General features: G+C 64.2%; 11 protein-coding genes and 2 tRNA genes. 10 read left to right on the top strand and 3 right to left on the bottom strand.

All coding sequences use genetic code 11. The features are described from left to right. Positions 1–7 precede the first annotated feature (7 nt). The 4 genes from KHY18_RS08045 (at position 8) to KHY18_RS08030 (ending at position 2,418) form a co-directional block, all read left to right on the top strand. Positions 8–103 (top strand) — tRNA-Sec (locus KHY18_RS08045). 121 nt (positions 104–224) lie between these two features. Beyond that, a complete protein-coding gene (selD, locus tag KHY18_RS08040; RefSeq protein ID WP_213297613.1) occupies positions 225–1,295 on the top strand; it encodes a selenide, water dikinase SelD in 1,071 nt (356 codons plus the stop codon). A 109-nt stretch (positions 1,296–1,404) separates the two neighbouring features. Further along, positions 1,405–1,893: a type III secretion system chaperone gene (locus tag KHY18_RS08035; protein WP_213297610.1), complete on the top strand. Its 489-nt coding sequence runs from the start codon at positions 1,405–1,407 to the stop codon at positions 1,891–1,893. Between the two features lie 12 nt (positions 1,894–1,905). Then, positions 1,906–2,418: a hypothetical protein gene (locus KHY18_RS08030; protein ID WP_213297600.1), complete on the top strand. Its 513-nt coding sequence runs from the start codon at positions 1,906–1,908 to the stop codon at positions 2,416–2,418. 48 nt (positions 2,419–2,466) lie between these two features. Here the strand turns inward: KHY18_RS08030 and msbA are convergent, their stop codons facing one another. Then, entirely contained in the window at positions 2,467–4,245 is a 1,779-nt protein-coding gene (gene msbA, locus KHY18_RS08025; RefSeq protein ID WP_213297591.1) for a lipid A export permease/ATP-binding protein MsbA, read from the bottom strand. Between the two features lie 246 nt (positions 4,246–4,491). On the opposite strand from msbA, the gene tolB reads away from it, so the two are divergent. The 6 genes from tolB (at position 4,492) to KHY18_RS07995 (ending at position 11,189) form a co-directional block, all read left to right on the top strand. Continuing rightward, positions 4,492–5,811: a Tol-Pal system beta propeller repeat protein TolB gene (gene tolB, locus KHY18_RS08020; protein ID WP_213297589.1), complete on the top strand. Its 1,320-nt coding sequence runs from the start codon at positions 4,492–4,494 to the stop codon at positions 5,809–5,811. A gap of 69 nt (positions 5,812–5,880) precedes the next feature. After that, positions 5,881–6,423, top strand: a complete 543-nt coding sequence (gene pal, locus KHY18_RS08015) for a peptidoglycan-associated lipoprotein Pal (protein ID WP_213297587.1) — start codon at positions 5,881–5,883, stop codon at positions 6,421–6,423. 2 nt (positions 6,424–6,425) lie between these two features. Further along, positions 6,426–7,202: a tol-pal system protein YbgF gene (gene ybgF, locus KHY18_RS08010; RefSeq protein ID WP_213297584.1), complete on the top strand. Its 777-nt coding sequence runs from the start codon at positions 6,426–6,428 to the stop codon at positions 7,200–7,202. After that, on the top strand, positions 7,199–8,032 hold the full coding sequence (locus tag KHY18_RS08005) for a tRNA threonylcarbamoyladenosine dehydratase (RefSeq protein WP_213297577.1): 834 nt from the start codon (positions 7,199–7,201) through the stop codon (positions 8,030–8,032). The genes ybgF and KHY18_RS08005 overlap by 4 nt, the downstream gene beginning before the upstream one ends. A 46-nt stretch (positions 8,033–8,078) precedes the next feature. Continuing rightward, positions 8,079–8,154, top strand: a tRNA-Lys gene (locus KHY18_RS08000). Positions 8,155–8,735: 581 nt separating this feature from the next. Further along, positions 8,736–11,189 carry a SwmB domain-containing protein gene (locus tag KHY18_RS07995; RefSeq protein ID WP_213297575.1) on the top strand — a complete coding sequence of 818 codons (2,454 nt, stop codon included), beginning with the start codon at positions 8,736–8,738 and terminating at the stop codon, positions 11,187–11,189. Positions 11,190–11,246: 57 nt separating this feature from the next. On the opposite strand, the gene KHY18_RS07990 is transcribed toward KHY18_RS07995, so the two are convergent. Both KHY18_RS07990 and KHY18_RS07985 read right to left on the bottom strand, forming a co-directional pair. Then, positions 11,247–11,393, bottom strand: coding sequence for a hypothetical protein (locus KHY18_RS07990; RefSeq protein ID WP_213297739.1), 147 nt, complete (start codon positions 11,391–11,393; stop codon positions 11,247–11,249). A gap of 65 nt (positions 11,394–11,458) precedes the next feature. Then, the gene (locus tag KHY18_RS07985; protein WP_213297566.1) at positions 11,459–11,713 is read right to left on the bottom strand and encodes a hypothetical protein; all 255 of its coding nucleotides are present in this window, start codon (positions 11,711–11,713) and stop codon (positions 11,459–11,461) included. Positions 11,714–12,060: the final 347 nt, after the last annotated feature.

Genomic DNA, 12,060 nt, shown 5'->3' with positions numbered 1-12,060 from the left:
CACCCATGGAAGGCATGCACACCCGGTGGTGTGGCCGGGCTTCAAACCCGGTGAGGGGCGTCAGTCGCTCCTGGGTAGGTTCGACTCCTGCTGCTTTCCGCCATCTTTCGCCTGTCGCCAGCCCGTCTGGCATGTGGACCGGGCTGCCAATCTCGCCTGGCCTGTCCATAATGGCAGCTGCCCACCGCCGCGCGCCTGCGCGCGCTGAACAGCGAGAACACACCATGAACGACTCCACCACCCTGCCCCAGGCCGCACCACGCCTGACTTCCCTGTCCCACGGCGGCGGCTGCGGCTGCAAGATCGCGCCGGGCGTGCTGGCGCAGCTGATCGGGCAAAGCGCGCTGCCCAAGCAGTTCTTCCCCGATCTGCTGGTGGGCAACGAGACCGCCGACGACGCGGCCGTGTACCGCATCAACGACGAGCAGGCCATTGTCGCAACCACCGACTTCTTCATGCCCATCGTCGACGACCCGTATGACTTCGGGCGCATCGCCGCGGCCAATGCGCTGTCGGACATCTATGCCATGGGCGCCACGCCGCTGATGGCGCTGGCCATCGTCGGCATGCCCATCAATGTGCTGCCGCATGCCGTCATCGCCAAGGTGCTCGAAGGCGGCGAATCGATCTGCCGCGAAGCCGGCATTCCACTGGCTGGCGGGCATTCGATCGACTCGGTCGAGCCCATCTACGGGCTGGTGGGCATTGGCATCGTCAATCCCAAACATATGAAGCGCAATGCCGATGCCCAGGCCGGCGATCTGCTGGTGCTGGGCAAGCCGCTGGGCGTGGGCATCCTGTCGGCCGCACTGAAGAAGAACCTGCTGGACGACAACGGCTACCGCGCCATGGTCCAGACCACGACCCAGCTCAACCGCCCGGGCACGGCGCTGTCGCAGATCGAAGGCGTGCATGCGCTGACCGACGTGACCGGCTTCGGCCTGCTGGGCCACACGCTGGAACTTGCGCGCGGCGCCGGCCTCACGGCGCGCATCGACAGCCGCGCGCTGCCGCTGCTGCCCACGGTACAGGCGTTTGCCGAACAAGGTGTGGTGACGGGCGCGTCGGCGCGCAACTGGGCGGCCTATGGCGACCAGATCGTGATCGATGCCCAAGTGCCCGCATCCTTGCAGGCCTTGCTCACCGATCCACAGACCTCGGGCGGGCTGCTGGTGTCGTGCACCCCGGGCAGCGTGCAGCAGGTGCTCGACCTGTTTGCGGCCCAGGGCTTTGCCCAGGCTGGCGTCATTGGCCGCATGGAGGCCGGCGCCGCTCAGGTGAGCGTAATGGGTTAAAGCGGGGCGCGAGCTGTGCCAGCGCCCCCAGCGGGCGCATCACCGCTAGCTTGGCAAGGAACTGGATCGCGGCATTTGTTACTTACCTCCACTACGGCAGGAGGGGAACATGGTGCTTGATTCCGCGACATCACTGAGAAACTGGGCAAAAAGCATTGAAGACGCCTGGGACATCACCATTGGCTTCACCGACGAGGGCGCTTTCGTGCTGGAAACCCAGGGCGGCGTGCAGCTGGGCATCGAGCCCGTGCCGCAGCGCCCGGCACTGGTGCTGACCGCCGAACTCGGCGAAGTGGATGACAGCACCCCGCCGCAGCTGTATCAAGCCCTTCTGGCACTGAATCTGGACCCGATATTGTCGGGTACGGGTCATGTCGGCATCGCCCCGCAGACGCGCCAGATTCTTCTGCGTCTGGTCTGGTCCCCGGGCGAGGAACAGTGGCAGGAGGAGGCGTTCTTCCAGTTGCTGGCGGCATTTGGCAGACATGCCGAGCAGCTTGCGCGCTCAATTGCCTCGCGCGACATTGAAAAAGTCCTGGCGCCCCCCATCGAATCGGCTGCGCCCGATGCCGGGTTCATGCGTTCCAACTTTGCCTGAAAGCGAACCCGCATGAGCTTCACGCCTGGAACTACCCCGTTCTCGTTTCCCATGTTTCGCGCCCACCTCGAAAGGAAAGCTGCCGATCCGCCCGAGACCACCGGCACGGCCGCCAACCATCTGGGGACGGTCGACAAGACCGCCTCCGCGGCATCGCTGGTCACCGATATCTTCATGAAAAAGGGCATTCCGAAACTGGCAGCCCAGCTGTTCATGGCCAAGGTGGGCATGTTCACCAATCTCTACAGCGGCGCGCAATCCTACAAGAAGGGCGATTCCTTGCAGGCTGGAATCTCAATCTTCAAAGCCGCTGCAGCCCTGGGCCTGGGCCGCTTCTACAACCTTGCCGATGCGGTGGGCAACGCCGAGGAAGCCTATCGCAACTACCAGTCGGGAGACTTCGAGTCCGTCGCGGTGTCGGGTGCCAAACTGCTATTCAATGTAGGCGCGACCTTTTCGCCACCCATGGCGATTGCATCGGCGGTACTTCAGGTGGGCACTGAATTGGCAAAGAACGGGATTTGAACGGCGCACCCGGCCGCACCTCGCCGGCAGCACCTGCCCGGCGCGCTCCTAGCCCGCGGCCTGCAACCTCGCATACAGCCCGCCCTGGGCCAGCAACTGCGCGTGCGTGCCCTGCTCCACGATATGACCGCGCTCCATGACCACCACACGATCCGCATGTTCTATGGTCGACAGGCGGTGGGCAATGACCAGCGTCGTGCGGTTCTGCATCAGCCGCTGCAGCGCGTCCTGCACCAGGCGCTCGGACTCGGTATCGAGCGCTGAAGTCGCTTCGTCCAGAATCAGAATCGGCGCGTCCTTGTAGACCGCGCGCGCAATCGCCAGCCGCTGGCGCTGGCCGCCCGAAAGCTGCACCGCGTTGTGGCCGACCACGGTCTGCAGGCCCTGGGGCATGCGGCGCACGTGATCACCCAGATTCGCCGCTTCGAGGCTGGCCCAGACCTTGGCCTCGTCGAGCTCCGCACCCAGCGCGACGTTGGCGGCAATGCTGTCATTGAACATCACCACGTCCTGGCTGACCATCGCGAACTGCCGGCGCAGGCTGGCCAGATCCCATTCGGCCAGCGGCCGGCCATCGAGCAGCAGCTCGCCGCTGGTCGGCGCGAGAAAGCGCGGCAGCAGGTTGACCAGCGTGGTCTTGCCCGCGCCCGAAGGCCCGACCAGGGCCACGACTTCGCCGGGCTGCACGCGCAGGTTCACCTGGGCCAACGCGGGGGCCTCATCTTCACCGAACGCCACGCCTACATCGCGCAACTCGATCGCACCTTGCGCGCGCTCCTGGCGGTGGGTGCCGCCCTGTTCGGCCTGAGTGCTGTCGAGCAGCGCCAAGCCACGTTCGAGCGCGGCCACGCCGCGCGTGATCGGGTTGGCCACATCGGCCAGACGGCGTATCGGCGCCACCAGCATCAGCATGGCGGTGATGAACGACACGAAGCCGCCCACGGTCACATCGTCGGCGCGCAGCGCCTGGCGGCTTTGCCACAGCGCAATGCAGATCACGGTCGACAGCGCGGCCGCGGCCAGCAGCTGCGTCAGCGGCGTCATGGCAGCGGAGGCAATCGTCGATTTGACGGCCAGGTGGCGCAGGCGCTGGCTCAAACCGCCAAAGCGCTTTTGCTGCACGTCTTGCGCGCCGTGCAGGCGCACCATGCGGTGGGCCAGCACGTTCTCTTCGACCACATAGGCCAGCGAATCGGTGGCTTCCTGGCTGTCCTTGGTGATGCGGTACAGCCGGCGCGACAGCGTCTTCATGATCCATGCCACGCCGGGCACGACCAGGCCCACGACCAGCGTCAGCTGCCAATTCAGATAGAGCAGGTAACCGAGCAAGGCGATCAGCGTGAAGCTGTCGCGCGACAGGCCCATCATGGCCTGGACCAGCAGCGTCGAGCCGGTCTGCACTTCATAGACCACGGTGTTCGACAAGCTGCTCGCCGAGTGGCGCGAGAACAGCGCCATGTCTGCGGCCAGCAGTCGGTCGAACAGCGCGTGCCGCAGGCTCAGCATGCCTTCGTTGGCAATGCGCGCCAGCGCGTACTGGCCGACGAACTGGGCGATGCCGCGCAACAGGAACACGCCCATGATGGCCACGGGCACCAGCCACAGCTGCAGGCTGCCGTCGGTAAATCCGTTGTCCAGCAGGGGTTTGAGCAGCGCCGGAATCATGGGTTCGGTCGCGGCGCCGACCAGCATTGCGGCCACGGCCAGCACCCAGGTCCAGCGACGTCCGCCGAAATAAGGCGCAAGACGCTGCAGACGCTGGCGCATGCTCAAGGGACGCGAAGGCACGAGGGCTGGGGCTTCTGGGGCGGAGTGGGATGCTTGCATGTGACGCGAATTTTACGGCCCTACGGCATGACTGTTCATCCTCTTACAGTTCGGCCGCGCCAGAGTGTGTAACATGCGATCCGTAAGCACCGGGATTTACCCGGAGCAACAGTCGCTGACACGGCCTGACACGGCCCGAAAAATCGCGGGATTTGCGGTGGACACCAGGCGCAGTGCAACTTGCACGCGCCCAGGCAACGCAACGATGTGCCAAGGGTTGTGTTGGTCACACTAAGATGGTTGCCAATGACTATTGACCGAACTCCATCCACCTCCTTTTCCGCGGCGGTGCCGCAAACGATGCGCCGCAGTTTTCTCGCGGCCCTCGCCTCTTCTTCCGCGTTGCCCGCGCTGGCCCAGTTCCGTGTCGAAGTCACGGGCGTGGGCTTGACGCAGTTGCCGATTGCAATCGCCCCGTTCCGCGGCGAGCCCCAGTCGCCGCAAAAGCTTGCGGCCATCGTCCAGGCCGACCTCGAACGCAGCGGCCAGTTCCGAGGCGTCGACGCCTCGGGCACGCAGCTCGATGAAACTTCGCGCCCCGACGTCGCGCTGTGGAAGCAGAAAATGGCCGACTCGCTGGTCACAGGCAGCGTGACGCGCCTGGCCGACGGCCGTTTCGACGTGCGCTTTCGCCTCTGGGACGTGGTGCGCGGCCAGGATCTGGGCGGCCAGGGCTTTGCCGTGACCTCAGGCGATCTGCGCCTCGTGGCCCACCGCATCGCCGACTATGTCTACGAAAAACTCACCGGCGAGCGCGGCATCTTCTCGACGCGCATCACCTATGTGACCAAGGCCGGCAAGCGCTACAGCCTGTGGATTGCCGACGCCGATGGCGAGAACGCGCAATCGGCGCTGTCGAGCCCCGAGCCCATCATCTCCCCGGCCTGGTCGCCCAGCGGCCGCCAGGTGGCCTATGTGTCGTTCGAATCGCGCAAGCCCGTGGTCTACGTACATGACGTGGCCAGCGGCCGCCGGCGCCTGCTGGCCAACTTCCGCGGCTCCAACAGCGCTCCGGCCTGGGCGCCCAACGGCGAATCGCTGGCCGTGACGCTCACGCGCGACGGCGGCTCGCAGCTGTACATGATCAGCGCCGAAGGCGGCGAGCCGCGCCGCCTGATGCAAAGCAGCGGCATCGACACCGAACCCGTGTTCTCCAGCGACGGCCAGACGATTTTCTTCGTCAGCGACCGCGGCGGTGCACCGCAGATCTACAAGGTTTCTGCCGGCGGCGGCAGCGCCGAACGCGTGACCTTCACCGGCAACTACAACATTTCTCCAAGTGTCAGTCCGGACGGTCGCTGGCTCGCGTATATTTCGCGCGTGGGCGGAGGCTTCAAGCTGCACGTGATGGACCTGAGCGCGGGCACCGTGACCGCGATCACCGATACCACGGCCGATGAAAACCCGAGCTTTGCTCCGAACAGCCGCCAGATTGTGTACGCGACCCTGCAACAAGGGCGTGAATCACTGATGACCACGACACTGGACGGCAAGATCAAGGCGCGACTCGCCGGCCAGGGTGGCGACATCCGCGAACCCGACTGGGGCCCGTTCCTCAAACACTGAGTTTCTGTAGTTCTTTTCTTTTCAACCGTATCGCTGATGGCGTTCTGTCGAACGCTGCGGAGTTTTTCCATGATTACCTTCAAACGCCTTTCCATCGCCATGACCGTTGCCGCCCTGATGGCAGGCTGCAGCTCGGGCGTCAAGCTCGACGAAACCCCCGTCACCGACAAGTCTGCCCTGAGCAGCGGCGCGGGCACCGGTGCCAACGGCGGCGCCACGGGCCAAAGCGGTGTGGCAGGTGTCGACCTGACGCAATCGGGTGGCGACCAGGCCGGCCCCCAAGGCGTGAGCCGCATCGTGTACTTCGACTACGACTCGTACGTCATCAAGGCCGACGCACAATCGCAGATCGAAGCCCACGCACGCTTCATCAAGGCTGCCCCCAGCCGCAAGGTCGTGGTCGAAGGCCACACCGACGAACGCGGCGGCCGCGAATACAACCTGGCACTGGGCCAGAAGCGCGCCGAAGCCGTGCGCCGCTCGCTGGGCCTGCTGGGCGTGTCCGACGCCCAAGTCGAAGCGGTGAGCTTCGGCAAGGAAAAGCCTGCCGTGCAAGGTTTCAGCGAAGATGCCTTCGCCCAGAACCGTCGCGCTGAACTGTCCTACCGTTAAATATGGCAACACCGTTTTTCCGCACCACTTCCGTGGCCCGACTGGTACTGGCATTCGCCTGTACTGCGTCGTTCGCCACGGCCAGCCAGGCCGCCCTGTTCGGTGACGACGAGGCGCGCAAGGCGATCATCGAGCTGCGCCAGCGTCTGGACGCGATGCAGCAGTCGAATCAGCGCGCCAGCGAAGACACTTCGCAGCTGCGCCGCAGCCTGCTCGATCTGCAGTCGCAGATCGAAACACTGCGCCAGGACCAGGCCCGTCTGCGTGGGCAAAATGAACAATTGCTGCAGCAGTCGTCTGAACTGCAACGCAAGCAAAAGGACATCGCCCAGGGTGTGGAAGAACGGCTCAAGCAATTCGAGCCGGTCACCGTGACCGTCGACGGCCAGCAGTTCACCGCCGACCCAGCTGAAAAGCGCGACTTCGAAGCCGCGCTCGAAGTCTTCCGCGGCGGCAAGTTCGCTGATGCCAACAAGTCGTTCAGCGCGTTCATCCGCCAGTACCCGCGCAGCGGCTACCTGCCGTCGGCCCGCTTCTGGCTGGGCAATGCGCAATACGCAGAACGCGACTACAAGGAGGCGATCGCCAACTTCAGGTCGCTGCTGACCGCGACGCCCGAACACGCGCGTGCGCCCGAAGCCGCGCTGTCCATCGCCAACTGCCAGACCGAGTTGAAAGACACGCGCGCGGCACGCAAGACGCTGGAAGACCTGATCAAGGCCTATCCCCGCAGCGAAGCCGCGGGCGCGGCCAAGGAACAGCTCTCTCGTCTGAAATGACCGAAGCGCTGAGCATTGCGACGGCCGCCCTGCCCGACGCCGACTTTCTGGCCCCCGACAACCAGCGCCGCTTCGGCGGCCTGGAACGTCTGTACGGCGTGCCGGGTGCGCAGCGCATCCGCGGCGCGCATGTGGCCGTGGTCGGCATCGGCGGCGTCGGCTCCTGGGCCGCCGAAGCGCTGGCGCGCAGCGGCGTGGGCCGCATCACGCTGATCGACCTGGACCAGGTCGCAGAATCCAACATCAACCGCCAGATCCATGCGCTCACCTCGACCGTGGGCCAGGCCAAGGTGGTCGCGATGCGCGAACGCATTGCGCAGATCCACCCCGATTGCGAAGTGCACTGCATCGAGGAATTCGTCGAGCCCGACAACTGGCCGGCGTTGTTGCCCGAGGGCGTGACGGCCGTGATCGACGCCTGCGACCAGGTCAAGGCCAAGACGGCCATGGCCGCCCATGCGCGCCGCAACAAACTGCTGTTCATCAGCGTGGGTGCAGCCGGCGGCAAGCGCCAGGCCCACAAGGTCGACATCGACGACCTGAGCCAGACCACCCACGACCCGCTGCTCGCCCAGTTGCGCTACCGCCTGCGCCGGGAACACAACGCGCCGCGCGACGGCAAGAAGATGGGCGTAGCCTGCGTCTTCAGTCGCGAAGCCGTCGCCCCGCCCGACGCATCCTGCGCGCTCGACAACGCCGACGGCACGCTCAATTGCCACGGCTACGGCTCGGTCGTTGCCGTGACAGCCACTTTCGGCCAATGCGCGGCCGGCTGGGTGCTCGACCAAATTGCGGCCACCGAGCCAAAAGTGTCTAAAATTTCATGCTAGAATCGAGTTCTTCGCTGATCAGAACAACAGTTTTGTGAAGCAGGTTGGGTCGTTAGCTCAGTCGGTAGAGCAGCGGACTTTTAATCCGTAGGTCGCGTGTTCGAATCACGCACGACCCACCAACCCCCATAAAGAAAGCCTGCTATCCAAAAGATAGCAGGCTTTTTTGTTTTATTCCCACCGTGGGAATATGTATGGTTGGACAGCGCACGTTGATGGCGCAGTGCACATCCCCCCCGAGTTGCCCGCCGATTACACCGTCTTCGAAGTGTTATATGGTGCCCGCAAGCCATAGATCCACGTCTTGGCGCTCGATCGTGATAACGCTGCGCTTGTCCTGCTGGTCTGCGGGCTGCCTCGGGTCCTGTCCGGCAGCAATGGGGGCCCGCAAACGCATGTGATAGCATGACTCGAGTGCGTCTCGGTGCCTGCGAATCAGGTGCGTGTCACGTTGCCAAGGCTCAGACGGGGTTCAGTGTGTGGTCAGGCGTAACAACAACGCAACCGCACTGTGGGTCACCGCACATACGACAGGCCGAATCCGGTCCATGTTCTGTCAACAGTAACTTGTGGCCATTGACTTCGATGCCCAGTTCGCCATACAGGCGACAAACAAGTTGGGGATTTCCGTGGATGAATGGTGCGTGGCCGTTGCACGAAGCACGCACGCCCCAGTTGAGATATACCGAAGCCGGAGCTCAAAATGCACGAACTAGCACCGCTGGAATTCAACCAAGCGAGTATTGCCGACCAGGTTGTGATGCCGCCACCAGTCGGCCTACGGCTGGTTTACGGCAGCGATACCGGTAAATCGTACTGGGATCAGATCACCAATGCCACCAAACTCACCATCGGAGGCTCGACGCTGTCGGGCGCCCTCGTCACCTTGTACGACACAGACGGCACCACCGTGCTGGCAACGACGCGTGCTGTCAAAGGCGTGTGGCAAGTGACAACCTACGTTGCGCTAGCCGAAGGAATGCACATCGTGACAGCCAAGGCTTTGGGCGCGGTTGGCACTATCAGCGCTGCATCCAACGCACTGGTTGTCACCATCGACACGCAAGCGCCGGTTTTTGAGTCGGCCGCCGTCAATCGCAGCACCCTGGTGTTGTCCTTCTCCAAGTCGGACACACTCGATGACGTCAACGGTCCAGCGCCAGAATCCTTTACGGTGATGGTGGGTCTGGTGCGCAATGTGGTCACGGCAGTGGTCGTCAGCGCGGCCAAGAACACCGTCACCCTGACCCTGGCCAAACCCGTGACCCATGGCGACAATGTGACCGTTGCCTATGACAAACTCGAAGTGGGCAATGCCGCCAGTGCCATCCAGGACCTCGCCGGCAACGATGCCGCCCCGCTCGCGGCGACGGCAGTGACAAATACGACGCCTGCGCCGCCGACCGATTCCGCCGCTGTGTCCGTCGACGGCGTGCCCGTGGTGACCACGCCCGGCGACGGCGGCAGCGCCATCATCAGCATTCCGGTGGTCTTGCCCGGCCGGCCCGACACGCCCGGTACGCCTTCGCCGCTGGCCGACATTCCCCTGGTCAAGGGCGCAGACGGCCACTCCATCCTGCAGGTCAGCGTACCAGTGGGCCTGGCGCTGCAGGCCCAGGGCATGCCAGCACCAATGACCGGTACCGCAGCGCTGGCTGAATTGACACTGCGCATAGAGCGCTTGGCCGGTGGCGACGCCGAACTGACCAACAACGCCCAAGCCTTCCTGGCGTCCCTGAACCCGTCGGTGCCGCTGACCATACAGACCATCACCGTCACGGCCGGCGCGGGCTTTGACCCCGATGTGCCGCTGGTGATCAACGGCAGCGCCATTGCGGGCGACGGCATGCAGGCCGTGATCCTGGACGCGAGCGCCCTGCCCGACAGCACCACCATCCAGGTGGACAACGTCGACTTCCTGGCCGTGGTGGGCGCGGTGCGCGTCAACGGCGGCGCGGGCCAGAACATGGCCAGCGGCGACGGCGCGGCTCAGTACATCGTGCTGGGCGCCGAGGACGACATCATCCATGGCGGCGGTGGCAACGACACCGTGGGCAGCAAGGGCGGAAACGACCAAATCTACGGCGATGCGGGCGACGACATCGTGTTTGGCGGCGCGGGCAACGATCTGCTGTCGGGCGGCACGGGCAGCGACCTGCTCAATGGCGGCACGGGATTTGACCTGGCGCTGCAGGAAGGCAAGCGCAGCGACTACTCGATCACCTTGGACGGAGCGGGTATCAAGCTGACTCATATCGCCAGCGGCGTCGCCGACTGGCTGGTCGATGTGGAGCAGGTGCGCTTCGCGACAGGCCCGAGTCTCACGGTGGCCCATAGCGCGGCTGAAGAAGCCGCGGCCTTTCTGTTCCAGAAGTGGATGGGACGCGACCTGACGCAGGCCGAAGGCGCGGTGATCCAGACGCTGGATGGCCTGAGCGCCGTGCAGGTTGCCGCCGTGTTTGCCCAGGTGTACCCGCAGCAGGCAGCCGGCAAGACTGCGCAGCAGTTGCTCGAAGGCATGGCCGGCGCGGGCGCGATTCGCGTGGACGCGGCGCGCGCGACCACGTTCACGGGCGATGCCGGCGACAACACCTTCAACCCGACACCTGGCCTGGCCTGGTCGGTGGATGGTGGCGCGGGCATAGACACCGTGGTCTTCCCGGCCAGCTTTGCGCAGCTGCATATCGAGGCCAGCGATGCAGGCTACACGCTGCAGCGCATGACCGATGGCGCGATGCTGGAACTGAGCAATGTCGAACGCGTGACGCTGGAAGACACGCAGGTGGCGCTGGACCTTGACGGCAATGCAGGCCAGGCCGCGAAGCTGATTGGTGCCGTGGCCGGCGTCGCGTTCCTGGAAAACAAGCCGCTGGTGGGTGAAGTGATTCGCGCGCTGGATGAGGGTGTAAGTGCGCAAAGCCTGGCGCAACTGGGCCTGCAGGCGCTGGGCGCGAAGACATCAATCGAAGTGACGCAGTTGATCTGGACCAATGTCGTGGGCAGCGCCGCGACTCCGGCCCAGCTGCAACCCTTCGTCAACATGATGGCGAAGGGTGTGACAGGCGGAGAACTGGCGGTGCTGGCCAGCAATCTGGACCTGAACGCCACGCGCATCGATCTGGTGGGTCTGGCGGCTACGGGCATCGAGTTCGCCTGAATCGTGTGAGTTATGGACGGGGATGATTTCTTCCATAATTTTCCCATTCGCAGCAACTCACTCAGGTGAAATGAGCGGGCGCTTGCAGTTCTCCAGGGCGGCGACCAGTTTCACTTCATAGCCCTCGCGCCGGTCAATCTCGGCCAGGGTCGCGCGCATCAGGCCGAACGGGTCCGCATCTTCGGCCAGCGCCTCGGTCGGCATGCTCGGTCGCTCAACTTGCAGGTGATCCCGTGCACCAGAGCGGAGAAATGAGGTGCCAAAGTCGCCTACCAAACACAAATCTTCCAATCCACAGCCAACCCGTGGCCGTCGCCGGCACGCTCTGCTTCGTGCTTCTGGTCGAAGGCTGCGCGCAGGCCGGTCTTCCCAGCCAAGCTGCGAGCGCGTTTTCCCGCCATCGCTGATCGCGCCAGCAACAACGCCGCGTACCCACTCGCAGGCAGCAACGATTGCGGAGTCCTTTCCAGCTCGATCAACAAAAAGCATCCACCAGCAAAATAACTGTATACAATCACAGTCATCGGGTTTGCAATGCCAAGCCCGGGCTCCGGCAACGAAGATGCGGGGCCATCATTGAAGTGGCGGCGTGGAGGGACACGCGGGGGCCGTAGAGTGAAGCGAAGCACAAACGCGACACGCGGTTTTCCAGAGCTGGAATCAAGCCCAGCCCGCTTCAATGATGGTCAAGCCAGCTCGCGCTCGTGCGCGCCGCACTGGTCAGGCAAGGCACAAGGGTTCCCACCGCCATCTCCATACCCGGGCCGCACATTGCGGGCCCATGGCGCAAGCTTGTTGAGGATAAATCCCCAAAAGACGCATGGATGCTGGGACCCAATTTGAGAAAACACTCTCCGAAAAGCCGTAGAAT

The sequence above is a fragment of the Acidovorax sp. CCYZU-2555 genome, assembly GCF_018413525.1.
Lineage (GTDB): Bacteria > Pseudomonadota > Gammaproteobacteria > Burkholderiales > Burkholderiaceae_C > Comamonas.
This window is presented reverse-complemented; position numbering and strand designations above follow the sequence as displayed.